This is a genomic window from Schlesneria paludicola DSM 18645, assembly GCF_000255655.1.
GTDB classification, from domain to species: Bacteria; Planctomycetota; Planctomycetia; order Planctomycetales; family Planctomycetaceae; genus Schlesneria; species Schlesneria paludicola.
Genome location: NZ_JH636434.1, coordinates 2,805,138 through 2,828,757 on the forward strand (window position 1 = coordinate 2,805,138; position 23,620 = coordinate 2,828,757).

The window sequence follows — 23,620 nt, forward strand, 5'->3', positions numbered from 1 at the left end:
ACGACTATTTGGGGGATTTTGGATAGAAATGCGTGCCGTTTTTAGCGGCCTCAGCCAGGGCGGCGGGAACATCGAATCGATGACCAAGCGATTCCCACTTTTTCGACCGCTCGGCGATCTTGGCGGCACCTTCCGTGTCGCACCAACGAAGAGGACCGCCACGGAACGCGGGGAAATTTACCCCCAGGATCATCGCCATATCGATGTCACCCGGCTGACGCGCGATCTTGTCGCTCAGTGCTCGAATCGCTTCGAGTGCCATGCACAGGAACAAGCGATCCGCCACGTCGTCGTCCGACAATTCGGATTTCTTCGTCACGCGATGGGCGATCAGTTGCTGCACTTCCGGGTCGGCAACAAACTTGCCTTTCTTGTCGACCCCGCGGAACCCTTTCCCCGACTTCTTGCCGAGCCGCCCCAGTTCCACCAGTTGCGCCAAAATCGGCGTTGCCACCGCGCGATCGGCATAGCCCGCCTGCAAGACCTGCCCCGCGTAAAGGCCCGTATCGATCCCAACCATGTCATAGAGCGTGATCGGCCCGACCGGCATGCCCCATTTGGTGGCAATCTTGTCGATCCGGTCCATGTCGACGCCTTCTTCCAGCAGCACCAGCGCCTCGGCCATGTACGGCATCAGGATGCGATTGACGAGAAACCCGGGGCAATCGCGAACCACGATCGGGGTCTTGCCAATTTTCTTGGCGAGCGCGACAAGCGAGACAACCGCTTCATCGCTCGTCTTTTCCCCGCGTACCACTTCCACCAGTTGCATCCGATCGACGGGCGAAAAGAAATGCAGGCCGGCGAACGACTCGGGCTGTGGCCACGCTTTGGCCAGCCGCGTGATCGAGATTGTTGAGGTATTCGATGCGAACAGAGCGTCCGGCCGCACGACCTTGGCACATTCTTCGATGATCTGCGTCTTCAGCTTTTCATTCTCGGTGACGGCTTCAACAACCAGGTCACACTCCGAGAACGATTGACGCGATGTCGTTGCCGTCAATCGCGACAGCATGTCGGCCAGATCGCTGGACGTGGCGCGGTGAATGGCAATTCGATCTTCAACCACTCGCCGGGCATTCTTCATCCCAAGTTCGACGCGTGCCGCATCGACATCCACCATCGTCGCCCGTACGCCACGACGAGCACACGCGGTGGCGATTCCCGCCCCCATCAGCCCCGCCCCCAGCACACCCACGTTCTGAATCGACCGCGGCTGTACGGTTCGATCGTCAACGCCCGATTCTCGTGCCAGGCGAGTATTATTGAAGAATTGAGCGATCAGATTGGCGGCGATTGTCGTGCTGCCCACTTCCCGGAAGGCCGCTTGCTCAATGACAAGCCCCTCTTCAAGCGGCCGATTGATACCGTCTCGAATCGCCTTGAGCGCAACTAGAGGTGCCGGATATTGACCGCGCGTCTTCCCCTTCACAGCGCCTTCCGCCACCCCGAACGCAAAGTTGAATTGGTCTTCACTCAAACCAAGCGGCTGATTGCGACGCTGCCGCAATGCCGTCCACTCGCCCGTTCGATGGGCTTCGTCGATCAAATAGGTCGCCTCGGCGATCAGCTTTTCGACAGGAACCGCGTCATAAATCAATCCAATGTCGATCGCCTTGCGCGCATCGACCGGCTCACCCGAGGTAATCATCTCAATGGCGGCATCAATGCCTACAACGCGAGGCAGGCGCTGGGTCCCGCCCCACCCGGGAATCAGACCGATCTTCACTTCCGGCAAACCGATCTTGGTTTGCGGCCCGTCGACGGCCAGCCGGTAGTCAAACGCCAGAACCAGTTCGGTCCCCCCACCCATGCAGGCCCCGTTGATCAGTGCGACCGTGGGAAAGGGCAGTTGCGAGAAGGCCGTAAACAACTGATGCCCGCGGCCAATGGTTTCCATCGTCCCTTCGGGCGAGGCAGACACTTCGGTCAGATCGGCCCCCGCGATGAACTGCCCGGCCTTACCGCTCGTAAACAGCAGCCCGCGCAGATCGGTCCGCTTGGCAAGTTCTGCCGCGACCTCGGTAAATTCCTGCAGCACGGCGGCCGAGAAGGTATTCACCTTTTGCCCTGGCGTATCGAAGGTCAAGATCGCCAAGCCGCCTGTCAGCGGTTCCAATTTCAGATGGTGACCCATGCAGTTTTCGCCATATCCGTAGGGAGATTGTCAGACACCCCACCAATTGGACGGGGGTCCAGAGATACCCACACAATACTGCCGGTTTGGCAGCCGAGTTTCAAAATGCGAAGGATTTATTCTATCGAGCTGGAAACGCCGCGCGTGAACGAATCGAAAGGAAAGTCGGTGAATTCAATACGCAAATTGCATCGGTTTCACCACTGTCCGCCCGGAAAATCGAGCCCTCAACGCGAGATTTGTTTCGATTGTGTGAAATTCATTAGTACTTATCTAATTCAAGCTTGAGACGATTTCACGTTCGACGTAGAACCGCCATCGGGACGGACTGTCGCAAATAAGGCCGTATTCCATTGCCTCGTGGAGACGTTCTGCACAAGACGCCTGAACAATTGGCAAGAATTCTCATTCGCGACGCCATGCGCCGTTTGAAGAATTCGACGTCGGAACGAGTCTGGTATTTATCGAAAAAGGGATTGAATGATGAAGCTCTCGATGGGACTTCGGATCGCGTTCACGTTTGGGGTGATGGCGGCGGTGTTCGCAATTCCGGCCTTTGCCGAAACACCGACGCTCGTCGTCACTCTGAAGAGCATCGACGAGATCCTGGATGATGCCGATTTCATCGGTGAATCCTTTGGCCAGAGTGGATTGAAAACACTCGCCGAACAAAATCTCGAAGGGGTCACCGGCGGCGCGGGACTCGCCGGCATCGACCGCACACGCGGCCTGGGATTTTACTGGTCGATGAATGGCGATAACGCAGCCGACCTGGCCAACCTTGTCGGCTTTCTGCCCATTTCGGACCAAGACGAATTCGAAGCGCTGGTTCGCAAGTTTGTGCCGGATCTGAAAGCCGAAGACGATCAATGGTCGATCGACCTGAACGGCCAGCCTCTGTTCGCGAAATTCGCCAACGACTACTGCTATATCAGCACGTCCGCGGACACTCTGGATGAGTTGGCCGAGCCGGACGAAATCACCAACGAAGACTACGATATCGCCATTGAAGTGAACCTGGCGAGCATCCCCGTCGAAGCCAAATCCCAATATCTAGACATCGTCGAACAGGGCGCGCGGAAAAGCCAGGAAGATGATCCTGAACCGAAAAACGAGGCCGAAGCCCGCGGTCGCGAACTGGGCCTCGAATGGATGCTGGCCGTCGTCAAATCCATCACGAATGACGGAAACCTGCTGACCTTTGGCCTCGACGTGAACCGCGAAACCGGCATGGGATCGGTGGACCTCGAACTGACGTCGACGCCGAAGACCGAATTGGCGGCCGCATTGCTGGCATATCAAAAGTTGAAGCCCGCCTTTGCACAAGCCGTCTCTGATGACGCACCGTTGCGACTCGTCATCTCCCATCCCACCACGGGCCTCCTCGGCAAGTTGAATGAACTGTTCTCCGCGATGCGAAAAACGGCCGAGGCCGAGATCGAAAAGGACGAACGGCTCAAAGACGATGCCGACAAAAAGGCAGCCAGGGACATCGCGACGCGGCTGTTCAACATTGCCGAAGCAACGTTGAAATCGGGCGCACTGCACTCGGTCCTGGGAGTCGAAGAAGGGGATGACCACACGGCCCGAATCGTCGCCGGAACTCGAGTTGCCAAAGGTGACGACGCCGGAAAACTGCTCGACGACATCATGAAGTTCTCAAAAGAGAGCCCCGAGCTCGCGAAAGTGAAACCCGATGTGGCGAAGCATGCCGGGGCACGAATTCATGCGATCGAACCCGACGCGAATGACAAACAGACCGCACTGTTTGGCACCGACCCCGCCCATCTGGCGATCCGCGCCGACAGCTTGTGGGTCGCCATCGGCGGCGGAAACCTCGACGCGTTGAAGAAAGCACTCGACCTGTCAGGCAAGAAGCCCGCGGCGACCGAAGTGCCGATTTCGCTGCACGTGAAGCCCGCGGCACTGGTCCTGGTCATGGAGAGGGACGACCAAAAACTGATTGAACGAGCGAAAAGCATTGCTGGCACCCCTGGTGACGTTCTCAAATTCGAACTTTCGCCGAACGAAGATCTGGGCATCAAAGCGGCACTCGAATTCGGAATCGACCTGTTCAAACTGGCCGGCGACAACTGACGCATCCGATTCGCGAACTTGAAACCCGCTTGCAAGAATCCAGAATCCCGAGCGCCCCAACGCGCTCGGGATTCTTTCGTATCACAAGACATCACTCGTTCATTCCGCCCGAAAGCGATGGCTATCCGCCGTTCAAAACGTGGTAGGGAAACCCCTCGACAACCGTTTCAAAGCACGTCTTCACATGACGTCGCCGCGAATCCACGCCCACCCCTCCCTCCCGCCACCAACCAAGCGAAACATATCTCATTACATATCAATAACCTGCGCCAATTGTTACTGCCGAGAATTTCCATCGCCCGGCCCCTGGCGATCGGTTATGATCGTCCTCCCACACAGCACGCGGAAATCGCGCGGGATTCGGGAACTTTGTGACTTCCCCAAGCGTCTGAGTCTCTAATCACCGTGAATCAGATCCCTGACCATACGCTGATCGAAAGATGTCTGGCTGGTCAACGCGATGCCTTCGGGCTGCTCGTTGAACGGTACCAGAACCGGCTTTTTCACGCCCTGATGCATGTGCTGGGTTCGGCCGAAGACGCTCAGGATGCGGCACAGGATGCCTTTATTCAGGCCTACGAAAAACTGGCAAGTTTTCGCGGACAGTCTCAATTCTATTCCTGGTTGTTTCGGATCGCGTTCAATCGCGCGGTCACCGAGAAGCGAAAGACGAAACGCATGTCGACGTCTCTCGATCGCCAACGAGAATCGAATGGAATGGAGCCGTCTGACGCAAATCCGGCGAGCGAGCCGTCTTATGCCATGGATGTTGCCGACCGCCAGCGACGGGTGCAGCAAGCCCTGGCGGAACTGTCTCCGGAATTCCGGACGGCTCTGATCCTCAAAGAACTGGATGGAATGAGCTACGAAGAAATTGCCGACGCGTTGGACATCCCCGTGGGAACGGTCCGCAGCCGTATCCATCGGGCCCGACTTGAGCTGCGAGACAAGCTGAACGCATTACTGCAATCGGACGTACTGTGAGTGAAAATCGGAACGGACACCCTCTGAACGGATTGATTCCCTTTTTGATTGGATCGACGACAGAGGCTGTCCATCGCGGCAGCGGGAAGAAGCAAGCACCATGAATCCTTCGGTTCCTGACGATCTGATACCTGACGATTTGATCTCAGCGTACTTCGACGGAGAAGCCACGCCCGATGAACGTCAGGCGGTCGAACGCGTCTTGGAATCGTCGTCGGAACTTCGCCAGTTGCTCGACGACACCTCCAAGCTGTCTGCCTTGCTGCATTCTTTTCCCCGCGAAGCGGCCCCAGCCACACTGGCGGCCAACGTCGAAAAACAAATCAACTCGCTGGCGCTGCACGCCACCCCAGCAAAACCGCTCAAACGCACATTGCGGCGCGAATGGTCAGCCTTCGCCGCGGGAATGATGGCGACCATGGCCTCGCTAGCCGTCTATGTCACCATGAACCCGACGGCGAATCCTCCGTTGGATCGTACATCAAGTATCACAGACAGGTCGCCCGCGTCGAAATCGGTCGCCGCCAACGGTCCTCTTCCGACGGCGGTCGCCAACCACACCGCGCTTCAGTACGAGTCGACGCCGCCCAACCCTACGGCCACATTGAATGGAATACCCGCAACAGACTTCGCCCTGTCACAACCCATCGCCGACACCGTCACCGAACCGTCCGCCGTGGCATCACCCAATGGCAGCGCGTCGCTTGCGACGATGAGGTCCGCGCCAGCCCCCGCCCTCGAGCCACAAACGAACGGGGGATCGGGCGATCAGAATCTGATCGTCAGTGCCGACCAGTTCCTGCCCCCACTGGAAGCCGACTTATGGGAATCGCTTCAAAATGGCCAGGTGATCGTTCGTCAAATGGTCAACCCCGACAACATGGTCATGGTTGTTGAACTGCAAGTTGTCGATGTCCCCAAGGGGATGGAGATGCTGACTCTCAAGCTGCAGACGCGTTCCATCGGCGAGAATGACGATCAAACCGCCCTCGCCTACAATGACGCACGCCCCGTCCCGTCGACCGAAGACAAAAATGCCAAGTCGACGGACGCCATGTTCATGATTTATGTTCAGGCACCAGGAAACGAGTTGGCCGATACGATTCGTGAACAGATGGACCAGCACCCCGACATCTATCGCGGATTAACGCCTCGACCGCCGATCGAACTGCCTCCTGACGATCTGGCCAGCCTGCAAGAGGACGCGCGTCGGCATCCACAACAGACCGTGGCCAACCCCAATGTGCCAACGGACGTGGACGAAGCCAATTCAGAACCCGAAGAAGTTTCGGCGGTTGGTAACCTGATCGCCAATCGCTACGTGAACTCGCAGGCACCGGCACTCGAGACGTCCGCATCGGCAAAAGAGGCCCCCAAACAACACACATCCGCCCGGGGAGCTCGTGCAGCCATGCCACTTAGCGTCGCCCAGGCCCCCGGCAAACCGAGTGAAAACGAGTCGTTACGACACCGCCAGCAATCTCGTGCCGAGAACACTGCTGACGCAAGAGCGTTGAACGTCAATAAGGCTCGGCAGGAAAATGGTGACCCGCTCTGGTCCTATGCCGCATTTCGCGTCGCGACAGATCATCAGCCGGCCGCCACTCAGCAGAATACACTATTAAGCCAAAGCCCTGCGTCAAATACCTCGCTCATGTTCAACAACGGATTCCGAGCCAACTCCACCGTGCAGGGACGTCAGGCACCGGCCGGGAAATTGGCGCTCTCTAATTTGAATTTGCGCGATCCTCGTCGGATGCGAATGTTAATCGTCTTGAAACCAGAACAATCGATTCGTCAGCCTTGACGGCTTGTCGATCGGACGTGGACCGACTCTGCCTGTGGCACAGTCAGCAAAGCGGACACGTTTTCGAATCTCTTTCATCGGCACGTTGGCCGGCTCGTGGCGCGTTCTTCAAGTGTCAGTCGGGTTTAAAGCTCCACGAGAATTCGAGAGTACCATACACGGAGTCTCCGAGCGGGATTCGCAGGAATACGATTCCCGTTCACGACGGATCGACCAGCCTTTTATTTTCGTGAGATCATGAACAAAGCCTTTATGCGGGAACCGGATGAGTTCCCTAGCCGCTGCCCCGTCTGCCAGTCCATCGGACAACCCGTTGGACCGGAAACGCTGAATGCCCAGCTTCCTAGCGACACACGCCGAAGTCTTGCCGAAACGGCCTACTTTTGCCCCGACAGCCAGTGCGACGTCGTCTACTTTGACGACTATTCGGCGGCGATCACGCGGCGCGAGTTTCACGGCCTGATCGCCATCAAGGACGCGGAAGCACCGCTCTGCAGTTGCTTCGGATTGAAACGCGAAGACGTCGAACTCGATATCGCCAATGGAGAAGTCTTTCGCACCAAAGCCGCCATCCTCAAAGCCCAGTCCTCGGAGGCCCGCTGCACCACGCAGTCCCCCAACGGCCGGTCCTGCGTTCAAGAGATTCAGCGCTATTTCCTGAAACTCAAGCAAGATGCCGATCGCTCGCCTCGCCCGGCACCGTAACTCGCTATGATCGCGACGCGATACGCGGTCTGCTGCCAAACGGTCCACGAACGGCCGCTGATATCAAGCGCGTCTCGCCATCCGACGCCTGCAGTCTCAACGCGAACCCCACTTTCGATCAGGAACCAACATATGTGGCAACCCAGCTTGCCGTGGTGGGAATTCGTGGTGCGGGGCATGATTGTGTATGGCGCATTGCTCGTCATGTTGCGAATCAGCGGAAAACGCCAGATCGGCCAGCTGGCCCCCTTCGATCTGGTGCTGTTGCTCGTCCTCAGCAACGCCGTCCAGAACTCGATGAACGGCGGCGACAATAGTATCACCGGTGGCATGATTCTGGCGTTCACGCTGATTGCCCTGAACTCCACCGTAAGCTGGCTGACCTTCCGCAGCCGCCGCATCGAAGCGTTAGTCGAAGGTCGCCCCGTCATTCTGGTCCACGACGGCTGCATCGATCACGCCGCGATGCACCAGGTCAAGATGACAACGCACGAACTGGATTCCGCCCTGCGCACTGCCGGTTGCGCAGGGCCCGCCGATGTCCGATTCGCCGTGCTAGAAAACACCGGCCGCATCTCCGTCATCCCCTTCCAGAAGTAGACGCCCCCAATCGCTGGCCACGCTCAGGCGACTCGGATTGCGCCCCTGGGGAGTACACAGCCCAATGTACGCCGTCCCCGCGGGCGACAGGTGCCATTCATTCGACGCGGTCTGACGCCTTTAGTCTTTTCGTAGAACAAACCGGCGCACACCGGCGATCACCGTGACCAGAAACAAGACAGATATATTCGCGACGACGAACCAGTGCCAAGTCGTCCATCCGCGGCCACCGGCCGCCTGTGATGACTCATCACGGGTTCGCTGCGCGCGCTTGCCGTTCGTCTGTTGCTCCGTGGCACGGGCCAGATTCAGCGCCGTTTCTGCGGGGGTCTGGCCTGTTCGATAGCCGATTCCTCCGAATTGTCTGTTGTCCCCTGCTGGAAGCGTGTGATCCTCAATGTAGATGCCCGGTTCTGTATACTTCAACACGAACTGTTCCGCAGGAAACGGCGTCGTCGTTAGCTCCGTGACCTCGACAATTTCTGTCAGGAATGAGTCGTCAAACTGGTAGGTCCGTTTCGGTGCAAGCAAACGAGAATGGTCCCATTGATAAAAAAGCCTTGTCTGCAACTCATGAATCTCGCTCACACAACGGTGAGGAAGCCAGACGGGGTGATCGGACAGTTTTTCGAACTCACTACAATCGCAACGAATCAGCAGCGTGTGCGGGTCATACCAGTCCTCGCGCCGCCGAACCGCATAGTTGAGAGCCGGATCGAGAAAGTAAACGACCCGCTTGGTAGCCGGTAGCTTCCGTTGCCAGCGCAGGATCTCCGCCGTGCGACGTCGCTCGTCCGGAGTCGCCAGCTCTTCGGAATCGTCCCCTTCCAACTGACGCAGATCGATCCACTCCGCTTCGTCCCGAGTCTGGTTCTCGACAATCAGCTCGATCTTCACGAGAGATCGCCCATCGAGCGAGACATTCTCCACCGACTGAACCTTCCCCTTCATTCGCAACAGACGAAGAATGTCCGATTCGGCCGTCAACTCGCTCTGCTGACCCGCCTTCCGAGAAAACGAAAGTCCAGAATATGTGGGAGTGCCCGTAAAGTACGGCCCACGTAGATGAGTCGGGATCGACAGATGAGACTTCTTCTGCCGTTCCCAGCCGTACATCCGCAGATCGCCGCCCATGCTGTCCCCGAGACGTTTGTATTTCCTTCCGCCATAGAGCACGGCTCCGTCGAAGCTCCCCTCTTCAGAAGCGACAATCAGTCGATTACTTCGCGGCGGCAACGACTCCTCGGTTCCGGATGAGTAAAATTTCTGGCCCTCGACGATCGTCCGATAGGGACGCTTGGCGAAAAGAATTGGCGACACGCGGTCCGCGGCGATCTGAAGCTTTTCCAATGTCTCGCGCTGACTCAGTCGGCTGCGGATCTCGGTCGTATAGCGAATCCCAATCGGATTGATCGCGTTCGCATTCTGTTCAAGGGCCGCCCGAATGTTCGCGGGAATCCCATCGGCGGCCACCGCAACCACAGGAGCCTTCATCCACACGACTTTGCTAACTCCGGTTGCGGCAGCCGTAACCACAACCATGATCCCCAGAGCAACCTTGATCTTCCCCAACAACAAAGTGGTAAGCATTTGACGGGAAAGCTCCGTCGCCTTTGCCGAGATGACCCCCGTAGGCACCGCCTGTCCAGCCGATATCGCACTGGCCGCCGCGATTGTCGATGCCGCCAGCGACGAAGGAACTGCCGCCGAAGCGGACTGTTGCGACAACAGCACGGCGAGTGTCCCTGCTGGCAGCGCATAGCCTTGCCGCGTCAGCCGCTGTTCCAGCACAGCACGCGCCTTCATCAACCGTGTCGAGACTGTGCCTTCCGCCCATCCCAGTTGCCGCGCGGCCTCTTTGCGCGTCAACCCTTCCAGGTCACACAGAATCAGGGGCGTGCGATACTTTTCGGCCAGGCGGCGGAGTTCCTGATCAAGAACGGGTGCCAGTTCGATCCAGGATTCGGATTCCACAGTCGCTGGTTCAGGAAGGTCCGATATTGGTTTCACCTGCACACTCCTTCGAGCAACCACGGCATGCGCCTTTGTCGAAACATGGTGAGCGACCACATACAACCAATTCGCAAGCAGGGCCGGCCGCGCAATTGAACTGGCTTTGCGGGCGAGAACAACGAAGGTCGCCTGAAAGGCATCTTCGGCATCGTGATGATTCCGCAGGATGCGACGACACACTCCAAAGACCATGGGACCGTGTTGTCCGACCAGATCTGCGAACGCCTGCTGATCGCGATGTTCGGCAAACCGTTTCAATAACTCCCCATCCGTCACCAAAGAGTCCTTGATGGGAACCTCGGCAACGGCAGGCTGATCAGTGCAGTTCATCAAGTTGTCCCTTTCAAAGAGGTGCCCTGAGCCGAAAATCGCGTTGGGGTCCTGGCGCCTTGAAATTCGCGTCAGTTCGGTTCGACATCGGAACCCATCAGCCATCCGCCTCGAATATCTCCTTGCTTGGAACTCGATTTTTCTCAGTTTTTCGAGAATCCCACAATTTTTCCACACTTTTGGACGGCCCTGCGATCGTGGTCGATTCATGCCGCACTCTCAATTCGGCACGAATGATGATCAAGTCACCCCGTGTCACACTCGAATCGAGCGGTCCCTGGGTGCCGGCCCGACAGGCCCGAGAAATGATGACGAGCAACAGAAATTCATCATTGATGGCCTTAGACGAAAAAGCAGTCCTGCCCGGGACAAAGCAAAGCGCCCCGTCGCCCAAGCCCCCTCGACTCGGACATGCTCACTCTGATCGGTCTCCGCGCCCCGTGGACCAAAGTTCCAGCAATCCCACCCGCCCCGACAAAGGAGACGGAAGAATTCCGACGGTCTCGATGACACCTTCGCTTTGTCGCAGCCAAACACTACTAGTTGTCGCTGCGAAGTACGGTCAGACGGGGCTCAATGCCGACCTGATAGGTGGCAAGCTTTTCGGCCGTGCGTCCCTGATTGTCTTTCAAGAACAGAGAGATACGCACATTCTGAAACGGAGTGATCGTCCCACTCTCGTTCTCAAAATAGTAGTCAACCAGGCTGAATCCCGCGCTGAGATCGTCGTCGACAAAGCGGATGGGTGGCGTGCGGCTCGAAAGTGCCTTGGGCGTTCCGGATTTCCACGCGTCCAATGCAGACACCAGCACATACTTCGCATGGGCAGAATAGCCAGCGTCGTTCGGTTGACTCACTCCACAACCGACCAGGCTTAAAACACTGGCGAACAGTCCAATCCGAAAGCAGGCTTCCATTCCACCGCTCACTCCCCGCTTAACTTCGTGAAGCGTCAAACTTGAATTGAGACGTCGATGAACTCGTTCCGAGCCTGCGGGCGATGCTCGCACATCAATTGGAATGGAGTGGACGTGCCACTCAGAATTCGCCAACAATTTCGCCGACGCCCACGGTTCCCAGGGCGCGCCAGGTTTGCCCATTGATCGACGACGAGACAAAGCGTACTCCGCCGTCGGCCATCAGGGAATGCACGCCACCCACGTGGTGACTGCGGGACGTAATGGCGGCGTACGTTGGCCCGCCGATTCGTTCACGCTGGCTATTCAAATCGGCATCGGGGTACAAATTGCCCGGGCCTCCAGGAGTCTTCTTGTTCGGTGGCCACGCCGTCGTGACGCCAATGTGATGCACGGCGACCTCATTCCATTGAGTATGTGCGTTGTCAAACAGCGAACATCCCGCCCCGCTGTATTCAGGAGCAACCGTCATCGGATCGGCGTCGGGTGACGGAATATTGTTTGGCGAGTTGATCTGCGACAGCGAACCACAATCGCGGACATACGGCTGATAGTTCTTGACCTCGGACATCAGCAACGTGTTACTCATTCCATCGGTGAAATCAGCCCATTTCCGGTTCAGATTGACACCGAAGGCCGACCGCGTGGGTGGGTCGCCTGCGGCACTTCCATTGATGCCAGACCAGACGTACCAATCGCCCATCACAAAACCATAGTTATTGCCGCCAATCCTGCCGTACTTCGCATGATCAACCGGCTGAACGCGGGGTTCTGACGGACACAAAAACATCGGAATCACACGTCCGACGGCCGCCTTATTGAATAAGGTGGGATCGTTGTAGTCCGCATTCAAGTTCATCATGTTGTACGTGTTGCCCTGCTCGAAGTACGGAAGCAGTCGAGCAAAGGGGCTTGCGTCGATTGTCCAGATCGCTCCACTTGGCAGTTTGACGATCACAGAGGCAGGGGGCAGGCATGTCATCGACGATTCATAGTTGTGAATCGCCAGGCCGAATTGCTTCAACTGATTCTTGCATTGCGTTCGACGAGCCGCTTCACGGGCCTGTTGAACCGCAGGTAATAAGAGGGCAATTAACACGGCAATGATCGCGATCACCACCAGAAGTTCGACTAACGTAAATGCCGTTCGCCGAATTCCCGCCGAGCGAGTGAACATATCGCACCCCATACAACCGAGAAAACAGAGTCATTGCGTCTTAGATTGAGGGTGCGTTTATAATTGTGCGCGACAACAATCGCAAGCCACCGCAGAGCGACGGCCTGCCTTGACGCTTACGACCTTTGTGTGCCAGTGACCGCGAGCGTCGCGAACACACGATGCCCCCAGTTTTCGGGGTGCCCGTACGAGCATTGCAGACGGAAGGCGCAGCGAGTCCACCAGCCCCACCCAGAGGAGGCCGAAGGACTCCGACAGGCAAGTGCCGTATCCGCATTCGACTCAAAAAAAAATGGAAAGGCCGGCCCTTCATCGTCGTTGAATCTCTGATGGGACGGACTCACCGGTCGTCATCGAAAGACGTCTCAAGTTCGAAGAAACGAGCCACGCTAAAAATCAAAAGCGAAAGGCGGATCATCCGTTTGAGTCAGATCAATCTCACGTGGTTCGTGATACAGCACGGCACAGATAGTTCCCGAATGGCGCTCATGACGGAACTGAAGTGCGTCGCCAAGTTTCGTCGTTTTGTACGTGACATGCGTTTGCTCGATGACGACGTATTCGGCCCCCTTCAATGGTTGAAGGTCGTCACGGGTCAGCGGCTGAATCTCGTTCATCGCTTCGACATAAAACGAACGTCGATCGGCTTTGTCGAGATCCGTGCCAGTGATCAGCCATCGCCCGCGTTGCAAGAAGGGGTTCAGCGAAATCGTCATCGATTCGATTGGCTCGTAGAGTGTATCGCGAACCGATTCGACCAGAATTCGTCGCACCTCGGTCGCGACGGGAACGTGACGATAGTTGTGGCGTGGGTAGTGAAAGCGATAGGCGCAACCGGGCTGAAAGAAGGAGTGAAACATGGTGGATTCTACCTCTTGAGGAATCCGACGCGATCTCGGGCATGACGACTTCTCGTCACGGCGCGTCACCCGTGAAAGAGTTCACGGTCCAATTGAAAAGCCATTGAACCCCACCGCAGGGGCGTTGTCGAGACACAAAGTCTAGTGCTCAATTTTGACTCGAACAACTATCCGAATTGTCCGAATCAGCGTCACTTTGATTCCAGAAAATCAAGAGTGAAATCCGCGACGCCACTCATTTTTTAACCACGAGGAAACCATGCCTGGAACGAGAGAGATCGGAACACCGCGGTAAACCAGGAATTCTGGTCAATCGTCAATCGCGCTGAGTCGGCATCCTTCGTAACGGAATCTTGTAACGATCACGGCGATCACTGGAACAGCCGTTTGTCTCACAAATGTCAGCAATTCGGGATTGATTCGATCCGCGAAGATCGTTTTTCCGGCAATTCGTGCTGGTCCTCGTACTAAGTTGGTGTGGAAATTGAGGATTCGTCCAGATTACCTCGCTTGATTCGGGTTGATGCGATTGGCACACATCACTACAACCCCCACCGCTTCTCTCCCATCAATTGACATTTCGTTAGCACGTCTCCCTCGTCCGAAGTCCGGTCGCGGTTCCTTCCGCGCCCAGCCTGCCACCGTAGAGGTGCCTCGATGCACGTGTCGCTTTCCCGGCGTTCCCACCGATTTGGCTTGTCCTTGCAGTGTCTGCTTTGGATTTGCTTCGGCCTATTGGCCGTGGTTCCATGGCGGCACATCTGCGGCCAAGAAGAAACGGTTCCCTCTGGCGGTACGCAACATGTCATCGATGACGATGATGATCGCCTTCAGGACGTCCAAACCTCGCCATCTCGAACGGGTCTTCCCCCGCGAACAGATCTCGCACCGAGTGCGACCATCTGGGACACGGAGCCGGATGCACCTTCCGCATCGGAACCTCGAAATCGGAAACGAGGACTGTCGTCGATCTCGCCGTTGACCATTTCTGTGGTGCGACGGCCGTCACAGCCGGCCCCGACGTCGCCCTCGATCTTCCGCAGCCAATCGCCATCACTCGATGCTGCAGGGCCTCAGTATCCTGCTCCCGCCTATGAAATGGGTCCCACCGCAGGCCCCCCGACAGAAGACGACAGCACATCCATGGGGATGTTCAGTGACGACCGTCTGACGGGCCGATCGGGACAGGCCTATGGCGCTCAAGTTCGAACAAGCATCATCACGGGACCGGCCATCGGGCGTGAACATCCGATTCTTCCCATCGAATTGATGCCGTACGCATTCGCCGACAACAACCTGTTCTTCGCAGACATCCGCGGCTTTACCGACATGAGTAACGGCTGGGGCGGCAACTTCGGGGGGGGCTATCGTCGGTACCTTCCAATGTTTGATCGCATCCTAGGTGTCAACGCGTATTACGACTACGACAACACTAGCGGCGTCCTGTTCCGCGAAATCGGCTTCGGCGTTGAATCGCTGGGCGAACTCTATGACGTCCGGGCGAATGCCTATCTGCCGACCGGCATCAATTCGCAAACCCTAGGCATCAGCAACATCAACGGCACGCAGACCTTCGTGGGCCACAATCTGCAGGTTGACCAACTCAAACAACTCGCCAACGCGCTTCAGGGGTTCGATGCCGAAATCGGATTTCCCTTGCCCGGGCGCATCGCCAAACGCCACGACGTCAGAGCTTTCGGCGGCGGTTACTGGTTCGAAGGGCCGAATGTCACCAGCTTCGGCGGCTGGAAAGCACGCATTCAAGCGAATGTGATTCCCAGCGTTGCAATCAACCTGCAAGTCTCAGACGACGCTCAGTTTCATACCAACGTGGTGTTCGGAGCAACCTGGAGCTTTGGCGGTTACCGTCAGCCTGACGAACAACGCAAGACTCAGTTCGGCCGCATGACGACACCGGTTCAGCGTCAGTACAACATGGTCGTAGGCTTGACCTCGACAACGCTGAAGGGTGTCACGGTCATCGACCCCTCAACCAACAATCCCTATTACTTTGAACACGTCTCCAGCAGCGCGAGCGGCCCCGTGATCAACGGCGTCGTCGGTGACGGAACCGTCGAACACCCCTTCAAGACGTTGCTCGACGCTCAAAACGCAATGACCGCCAATGGGACGGGCGTGGTGGGCGATGACATCATCTTCGTCCATGCCAACAGCTCGTTTTCTGGTACGCAGGTCGCGCTGCAAGAGGGAGTCCGTGTACTGGGTGAGTCGTCAGGTGTTGAACATCAAGTTCAAACTTCGGGCGGACTGCTCAACTTGCCGCACCCAACACAAACCAACGGACTGCCATCAGGCGCAAAGCCCATCTTCACGAATTCGCCGGGTAATGGTGTCATTCTGGCGAACAACTCGGAATTCAGCGGGTTCCAGATTGGAACCCCCACATCCGGACCAGCGGGCGCCGGAATCGTCGGCAATGGCATCAGCAACGCCCTGGTCCGACAAACCGACGTCTATTCGACCGGGGGTGAGGCGGTTTCTCTGACCGGAATTACCGGGACCGTGAAGTTCCTGGGTGACACAATCAATGATCCAACTTCGAACTCAACGACCGTCCATATTTCGAATACTGCCGCCACCGGCAACATTATTTTCAGCTCGGATCCACTCAGTACGCTCACGAACCCCACGACGGGCGCCATTATCAACACCCCGGGTGTGATCAATAATGTCGTCGGAATCGGGGGACGTGCCCTGGTCATCGAAGGTGGCGCAGCAGGCAGTATTGTGAACTTTACAGGGTCGACCACGAACGACACGACCGGCAACGGCGTGCTCGTCACCAACAATGCAGGCTCCGTCGGACTTGGTGATCTGAACATCAAGAATGGCTTGGGAATCGGCCTGAACATTCTGGACAACACCGGCACCATCGTCGGCAACGGCACTTTCAACATTGATAACTCGCTGCTCGACGCCATCAACATTCAGAATACCGGCGCATCGGGCCAGGTCGTCTTCTCTGATCCTGGCACATCAGGCACGGGAACCGCCGCCGCTGGCATCAACATCACCAATCGCAACGCTCGTGGTATCTATCTGAATAACAATGCGGGGAATGTCACATTCCAGACTCCGGTCAGCATTTCTGCTCAGTCCAGTACCCTTGGACTGGCAGCCGTCGAATATCAGGGAAGCTCTGGAAACGCGACGTTCGGATTCACTGGGACCACCGCAAGATCACTTAACATTACCGGTGGCGGGCCCGGGATCGTCATCGGCACCACGGCTCTCGACGGCGGTGGAAATGCGATCGACAACACCGGACGCTTCCTGGTTTCTGGTGACACCTCGATCACAAACGTCAGCGGCGTCGCCATCGATATTATTGACGACAAGTCGACCGTGATATTCAACGGAGCGTCCGGCACATCAAGGACGTTGAACATCTCACAACGCGGCGATGTCGGTATTCGCGTCCGTCAGAACAGCGGTCCCGTCACCTTCAATGGGACGACAACCATCAGTAACGAGAATGCGATCGCCGTCCCCGCAGTGGACATTCGCGGCAACCAAAACTTGACGGCGGGCGTGACGTTTAACCAGTTGACCGTCGCCAATCCGAATGGCACAGGCGTCAACCTTGGTGGGATAGGCGCAGATGCGAACCCTCAAAACATCACCATCAACTCGTTGCAAATTACGAACGCGACCAACAGCACCAATAGTGCCTTCGACGCGCTGCGAGTCAACAACGTCGGTCAGGCGACAGCCGTCGACGCCTCTGGAAATGCCTTGATCACCGGCCTTAGAATCCTCGCCGCGACCGCGGTCAACGACCCGAACTTGACGGCGATCACCGCCACCGGCGGTGCGGCGGTCAATATTCAGAACTCGGTGATCGACGTGCGACTGAATCAGGTGACCAGCACCAATTCGCTAACCAACGGAATCATCCTGACCAACAACCAGTCGTTCCGAGTTCTCTCGAACCCGGCCTTCAACGACTTCATGTTCCAGATTACGGGCCAGCCTGGAAGCGTGGTGCGTAACGGCGGTGAAATCAGTGGAGCGAACGGAACGGGTATCGTAATTTCTCAAACCGGCAACTTTGCACAGACCGGTGGCGTCAGCTTGAATCAAATCACCGTCGATACCAACGGAAATCAGGGCATCAATGCCAGTGGGTTGCTCCAACTCTCGGTGTCGAACTCGGACATCAGCAGCAACACGCACACCGGCATCTTCGCCACCGACATCCCACGCATCGACATCGTGACATCGAACTTCTCGCTGAACGGAACCAACACGACGGACAACGCGATCCACTTGCGAGCCACGAAATCGCTGCCATTCAATCGACTACTGCTTGGCGAGTACATCTGGAACGTCTCGAACAACAATACGACATCCGCCGGGCAGGCCGCGGGCTTCATTGGGGCAGCCGGGTCTGGTGATCTCGTCGTCGTGGACAGCAATGGAACGACATTGAAAGTCCAAACATCATCGACCGAGACGCAAGCCACTCCGCTGGTGTTCACATTCGTCAACAACTCCATCATCGCCGCGGCGGGAACGGCCGCGAATCAGACGGCCGGTGTCGCCATGAACTGGAAGGGCTTCACGACCGGATCGATCAATGCAAACACCGTCAATCTGGCCGGTTTCAACACCGCATTCAAGATCAACAACACCGACACGACATTCCTGACAGGTTACAACATCCTGGGCAACACCGTCACAGCCAATAACGGCGGCAATATTGGTCTCGACGTCAACAATTTTGGCCCGACGAATCTGTCCATCGGCACTCTGTTGAACTCGGACGGATCGAACACACAACAGACGTTTACCTTCTTCACACCGACGACCACCGTCGCGGCGAATGCGGACACTGCAATGCGGTTCTCGGTCCTCAATTCGACGACGTTGACCTCGAACATCTCGCTCACGGACAACATCATCAGCATGACGGGTCAGAACACGGATCGAGGCATCCTGTTCACAACCCTGCAGGCCCCTGCAACGGTTACCCTGAGCAACAACTCCATCAATATCAACTCGTTGCCCAACGGTTCATTCCCTGGGCAAGGGATCGCTTTCCAATCGGTGCTCGGCACGATCCAGTTGCAGGGTAACCTGAGCAACTCAGTGACGATTAACAACACCAACACGGTCCCCAATCTTGCGGGTGTTACCGCGGCAGATTGGCTCTTGCTGAGTGGCAACCGAACGGGACGCATCTTCGTCAACGGCCTGTCATTCCAGTAGTGCTCGGCGAAGCAGCCCCCTCCATCCGACATGGCTGCACTCGCGACGCGGATTCCCATCACTCGCTCGTTGGGAATCCGCCAACACCCGTGGAAATCACGGGAACGGACTCCGCTCGATCTAAAAGCACCAGGACCGCGCGAAGAACAGGGAGCCTGTCCCCACGTGATTTCAACAGGCGGACGCGTTGCCAACGCCTCTCGTTCCGTCGAATCTCAAGCCTCTTTTAGAATCAAGTCGACGACGTCATGATCGCTCTCAACTTCCGAGCGCTCAATCGGCCGACACTCTTCCAGGTTTCGAAACCACGTATGCTGGCGTTTGGCAAATTGTCGGGTCCTTGTCTGGATCAGTTCCACAAGGTCGCCAAGAGCCTTTCCTGACGGCCGCAATGCAGAATCCTCCGGCGAGCGGAAGTTGCCTCGTAACGCGTCCGTCTCGAACCAATCGAGAACCTCTTTGTAACCCAGGGCTTGTCGAGCCGTATGGCTGAACGATTGCGTCCGGCGGCGAAGTCGGTCGACTTCTTCGATCAATCCCGCCGCGATCATCTGCTCGACGCGGACATCGATTCTGTGGTACAGCCAGTCGCGCGGTGGCGAAATCCAGTAGACATGCGCCGGCCGCTCATTGAGCGGCCGCGGTCCCTGATCCTGGAGTTCCGAAAGAGGTTGCCCGGTCAGTTCGAACACTTCCAGCGCTCGGATCACTCGCCGCTGGTCGTTCGGATGAAGCCGCAGTGCCGTCTTCGCATCGACCTGCTGCAATTGACGGTGCAGCGCCAACGGCCCCTCTCGCAGGGACTGCTCTTCAAGCCGATGGCGAAGTTCCCAATCGGCAGCCGGGCCCTCAAAGACACCTCGCAGGATTCCACGCAAATAGAGTCCGGTCCCCCCCACAAACAGGGGGACACGCCCTCGGTCAATGATTCCCTGACAGGCTTCTGCCGCCGACTGCAAGTAATCCGCAAGACTGTATTCGTCCTGTGGATCGAGGATATCGACCAGATGGTGCGGAACGCGTTCACGATCGTCCATCGTTGCTTTGGCGGTGCCGATATCCATGCCGCGATACAGCGTCATCGAATCAAGCGCGACGATTTCCGCACCGATTCGCTCGGCCAGCAATAGCGACGCATTCGTCTTGCCGCACGCCGTCGGCCCAGCGAGAAACCAACATTTCACCAGCAGTTCGACAGGAAATTCCACGCGACGAATACTCGAACTGAAGTGTGATCAGACCCCGCCCGAACCCCAAACCATCCATGCGGTGGCCGCCAGGGTTGCCACAGCCAAAGCCACGGACATGGCGAGAAGATAGCTGCGATATCGGCGGGACGCCGCATTCCGGGCATCTCCGTGCAGGTCCGTAAAGCGAAGACGTAGCGACGCACCAAGTAGAATCATGTCGCCAGGCTGCAGCAGGTGACTCTTCACGACGTCGCCATTCACGCGCACCCCATTGCGACTCTTGAGATCGACAAGCGACCATTGGCTCCCATCGAATTGCAATTCGCAATGGCGGCTGGAAACCGATGCGTCCTGGACCTGCATGTCACATCCTGGAGCTCGTCCGATTACGAATCGGTCTTTGACAAGCGGAACCAATCCACCACCACTTAGCGGCAAAAGTGCCTTGCCCGATTTCAACGCTTTTGTTGAAAAGGTATCCGTCTTGATGTCGGTCCCGCCCGGACGCAGAACGATTGCAGGTGGATGCTCGAACCCAAACGGGTCACGTCGGACGATCGACGAATTCAGCATCGGGGATCGCTTTTCGAGTCCCGTCGCCGAAACCGTGCCGCTGGCAGACGTCGCAACTGAACTGACAGTGGCTGGCTTGGCGGTCGAGTTTGCAGCACTTGACGAACTACGCTGTCGCCGCTGAAACTCGGCCAGCTTGTCGCGGGCGCATTTATTTCGTTCGGCAAGGACCTTATCGAAGTCGAATTCCACCGGCGAAGTTTTGGCCCAGATGGACAACGCGTTCACAACGTCGTCCGCCGTCGCAAAACGATCGTCTGGATTCTTGGCCAACATCTTCGCTACGATTTCGCCAACGCCCTGAGGAATCGAGGGAACAATGTCACAGACATTCCGAGGTATCTGTGATTGATGGGCCCTCACAACCTCTTTCGTATCCGCATACGGAAACGGCGTATCACCGGTCAGAATTGCGAACATCGTACATCCGAGGCTGTAAACATCGGAACGAGCATCGGCATTCAAACTGTCGGCGACTTGCTCGGGCGCCATGAAAGCGGCGGTTCCGACGCATTCGTGGCCAAAAATCATGGCCATCGAGAACTCATCGCCCTTTTCCCCATCACGAAACATCGCCAGCCCGAAGTCGAGAAGCTTGACGTGCCCCGAATGATCGATCAGCAGATTCTGTGGCTTGATGTCACGATGGACAAAACCGACCTGATGCACGTGATGGACGGCCTTTGCAGCCTGACGAATGACGTCACACGCTTGCTCCCACGGCAACCGGCTTCTTTCACGCATGCGCAGTAGCTCAAGCAGGCTGGGCCCTTGAACGAACTCCATCACGACATAAGGCAGCCCGCCGGCCGACCCAAACCCATCTGTACGAAGGATATTCTCGTGCTGGAGCTTCAGCCCCGCGCGGGCTTCCTGCTCGAAGCGAACGATCATGCCGCGATCATTCTTGAACTGCTCAAGCAAGATTTTCAGTGCGTAGATTTCACCGGTTTCGGTATTGGAGGCCCGATAAACCCAGCCCATCCCGCCGACACCGACAAGGTCGAGCAACTTATACTGATCGAAAAAGAAACCGCGTGCGCGGCCTTCCAACAGCCGATCGGCCTGAAACCGCGTCAAATGGCCCTGTTCAACAAGTTTCCGTGCCGCCGCCGCATCCGTCACCATCCCTTCCGAGGACAACGAGCGCGCGAGAGCCCGCACTTCACGGGGCGGAATCAATCCACTTTGCGTGAGTTGCATCCAAAAGGATTCAACCGCTTGCGACGTCACCATCTTGCGCCTGTTCTGACTTGGGCGACTGAGGCCAAAACCACCTGATATTCTCCCGCGGACTTTACGAGAGGTCAACAACCCAATGACCCTGCCCCGACTGATTTTCGGCAAATTCAGTGCCATGCCGGCTTGATCTGCGACCCGTTCACCATTTGCCACAGGGCCGCCGTCAGACCGTCCATGAGGTGCCCCAAAGGACGCCAAATTCTGGTCAAACACTCCTTGAGAATGAACCGAATTGCGACTATTCGTCACCTGATACTGGGTAAATCTGCCGACCCGTGCTTTTTCTTGAGTTCCGTTCGCCGGAATCCCGCAAAATTGCCGGGAAACCGACCGCCCTGCGTCGCTTGCGGATTCTCGCGGAAATCCATGCTCGATCGCCCCCTGTTGGCGCATGAACAGTTTTGGTATCGTCCAAGGACACTAGTCTAGGAACCGCACTATCCCGTAACGGTTTGTCGTCAGCCCGGTCGTTTCGTCCGCGCGGTCAATTTTGCTGTTGACCGCAATCAGTCCAGGATAGGAAGTCATTGGATGAAGTCTTCACGCCTGCTTTTCATCGCAATTTTGACCTGGGTTTCAGTCCCCCTTTCCGCACCGCACTTATTGGCTCAAGCGATTGATCAAACGAAATCCCCCGCTCCGGCGATCCAGCACGCAAATGTTTACTCCGTCGCTCAGAAGTTTGGTGGCTGGCCCGCGAATCATGGGATTTGGAGTTGGGGAAATGAGATCCTTGTTGGATTCTCGGCCGGGACCACTAAGGATCTAGGTCCGACCAAACACAACATCGATCGTGAACAACCGGAAGAACACCTGCTCGCACGCAGTCTCGACGGCGGCCAAACTTGGGCCATCGAAAATCCTGCTGCCAAAGGAGCTCTCATTCCTGTCGGTAAGACGCTCCACGGCGTCACGCCACCGGGACTCAAAGAAAGAACATGGCAAGACTGCCCTGGCGAAATTGACTTTACAAATCCCAATTTCGTGATGGCATTGCGTATGACAGACCATCACGTCGGTCCGTCACGATTCTATTATTCGTTGGATCGCGGCAAGAACTGGCTGGGCCCCTATCGCCTGACGGTCAATGACCCAGACGGCAAGCCCCTGTTCGTCGCCGCCAGAACCAACTACATCGTCAACGGCCCTCACGATTGCCTGGCCTTCCTGACCGCCGGAAAGACCAATCGTGAAGAAGGACGTGTCTTCTGTGCACGGACAACAGACGGCGCCAAGACATGGCAATTCGTCGGCTGGATCGGTGACGAGCCACAAGGCTATGCCATCATGCCGTCGGCGACTCGACTTGGCCCCAGCGAACTCCTCTGTTCCGTTCGCTGCCGTGATTCGAAGAAGGCCTGGATCGACTCTTACCGTTCGGCCGATGACGGCAAGACCTGGAAACTTGATTCGACTCCGGTTCCCGATGCAGGTGAGGGAAACCCTCCTGCCATGATCCGACTCGCGGACGGACGTGTTTGCTTGACCTACGGCGTGCGGGCCGAACCCTATGAGATGCGGGCTCGACTCAGCAGCGATGGTGGCCGAAGCTGGCACAAGGAAATTGTCCTCCGTGGAAAAGGAGGAGGACGCGATATCGGATATCCTGCAACGGTCCAGCGCCCCGACGGAAAAATTGTCACGATCTATTACTTCCACGATCAACCTGCGAGCGACCGATACATCGCCGCGACGATCTGGGATCCGGGTCAGGACGCGAAATAGTTTGAGTCAGCGGCCTGATCGTCTTTAGAGC

Annotated in this window: 14 protein-coding genes; 7 read left to right on the forward strand and 7 right to left on the reverse strand. The window is 57.0% G+C overall.

Features of this window, described 5'->3' with window-relative positions:
- Positions 1–4 precede the first annotated feature (4 nt).
- Entirely contained in the window at positions 5–2,137 is a 2,133-nt protein-coding gene (locus OSO_RS0113895) for a 3-hydroxyacyl-CoA dehydrogenase NAD-binding domain-containing protein (RefSeq protein WP_010583883.1), read from the reverse strand.
- Between the two features lie 480 nt (positions 2,138–2,617).
- Between OSO_RS0113895 and OSO_RS0113905 the strand changes: the two genes are divergently transcribed.
- The 5 genes from OSO_RS0113905 (at position 2,618) to OSO_RS0113930 (ending at position 8,330) form a co-directional block, all read left to right on the forward strand.
- Complete coding sequence (locus OSO_RS0113905) at positions 2,618–4,234, forward strand: hypothetical protein (RefSeq protein WP_010583884.1); 1,617 nt, start codon at positions 2,618–2,620, stop codon at positions 4,232–4,234.
- A gap of 405 nt (positions 4,235–4,639) precedes the next feature.
- Entirely contained in the window at positions 4,640–5,218 is a 579-nt protein-coding gene (locus tag OSO_RS0113910; protein ID WP_010583885.1) for a sigma-70 family RNA polymerase sigma factor, read from the forward strand.
- Between the two features lie 100 nt (positions 5,219–5,318).
- Positions 5,319–7,025, forward strand: coding sequence for an anti-sigma factor family protein (locus OSO_RS0113920; RefSeq protein ID WP_010583886.1), 1,707 nt, complete (start codon positions 5,319–5,321; stop codon positions 7,023–7,025).
- Positions 7,026–7,262: 237 nt separating this feature from the next.
- Positions 7,263–7,730: a hypothetical protein gene (locus OSO_RS0113925; protein ID WP_029246993.1), complete on the forward strand. Its 468-nt coding sequence runs from the start codon at positions 7,263–7,265 to the stop codon at positions 7,728–7,730.
- A 132-nt stretch (positions 7,731–7,862) separates the two neighbouring features.
- Positions 7,863–8,330, forward strand: a complete 468-nt coding sequence (locus OSO_RS0113930) for a DUF421 domain-containing protein (RefSeq protein WP_010583888.1) — start codon at positions 7,863–7,865, stop codon at positions 8,328–8,330.
- A 120-nt stretch (positions 8,331–8,450) separates the two neighbouring features.
- Here OSO_RS0113930 and OSO_RS47955 read toward each other — a convergent pair whose 3' ends face one another.
- The 4 genes from OSO_RS47955 to OSO_RS0113955 all read right to left on the reverse strand — a co-directional run bounded on the left by OSO_RS47955 (position 8,451) and on the right by OSO_RS0113955 (position 13,627).
- Complete coding sequence (locus OSO_RS47955; RefSeq protein ID WP_157605182.1) at positions 8,451–10,673, reverse strand: RNA polymerase sigma factor; 2,223 nt, start codon at positions 10,671–10,673, stop codon at positions 8,451–8,453.
- A gap of 539 nt (positions 10,674–11,212) precedes the next feature.
- A complete protein-coding gene (locus tag OSO_RS0113945) occupies positions 11,213–11,590 on the reverse strand; it encodes a hypothetical protein (protein WP_010583891.1) in 378 nt (125 codons plus the stop codon).
- 121 nt (positions 11,591–11,711) lie between these two features.
- Positions 11,712–12,767 (reverse strand): DUF1559 domain-containing protein, encoded by a 1,056-nt coding sequence (locus OSO_RS0113950; RefSeq protein WP_010583892.1) that lies wholly within the window; start codon positions 12,765–12,767, stop codon positions 11,712–11,714.
- Between the two features lie 389 nt (positions 12,768–13,156).
- On the reverse strand, positions 13,157–13,627 hold the full coding sequence (locus tag OSO_RS0113955) for an SH3 domain-containing protein (protein WP_010583893.1): 471 nt from the start codon (positions 13,625–13,627) through the stop codon (positions 13,157–13,159).
- Between the two features lie 657 nt (positions 13,628–14,284).
- On the opposite strand from OSO_RS0113955, the gene OSO_RS0113965 reads away from it, so the two are divergent.
- Positions 14,285–18,859 (forward strand): beta strand repeat-containing protein, encoded by a 4,575-nt coding sequence (locus OSO_RS0113965; RefSeq protein ID WP_157605183.1) that lies wholly within the window; start codon positions 14,285–14,287, stop codon positions 18,857–18,859.
- 215 nt (positions 18,860–19,074) lie between these two features.
- Here OSO_RS0113965 and miaA read toward each other — a convergent pair whose 3' ends face one another.
- Both miaA and OSO_RS0113975 read right to left on the reverse strand, forming a co-directional pair.
- On the reverse strand, positions 19,075–20,067 hold the full coding sequence (gene miaA, locus OSO_RS43465) for a tRNA (adenosine(37)-N6)-dimethylallyltransferase MiaA (protein WP_010583895.1): 993 nt from the start codon (positions 20,065–20,067) through the stop codon (positions 19,075–19,077).
- Between the two features lie 27 nt (positions 20,068–20,094).
- Complete coding sequence (locus tag OSO_RS0113975; protein WP_162130542.1) at positions 20,095–21,825, reverse strand: FHA domain-containing serine/threonine-protein kinase; 1,731 nt, start codon at positions 21,823–21,825, stop codon at positions 20,095–20,097.
- A 570-nt stretch (positions 21,826–22,395) separates the two neighbouring features.
- Here OSO_RS0113975 and OSO_RS0113980 point away from each other — a divergent pair.
- Complete coding sequence (locus tag OSO_RS0113980) at positions 22,396–23,589, forward strand: sialidase family protein (RefSeq protein ID WP_010583897.1); 1,194 nt, start codon at positions 22,396–22,398, stop codon at positions 23,587–23,589.
- Positions 23,590–23,620: the final 31 nt, after the last annotated feature.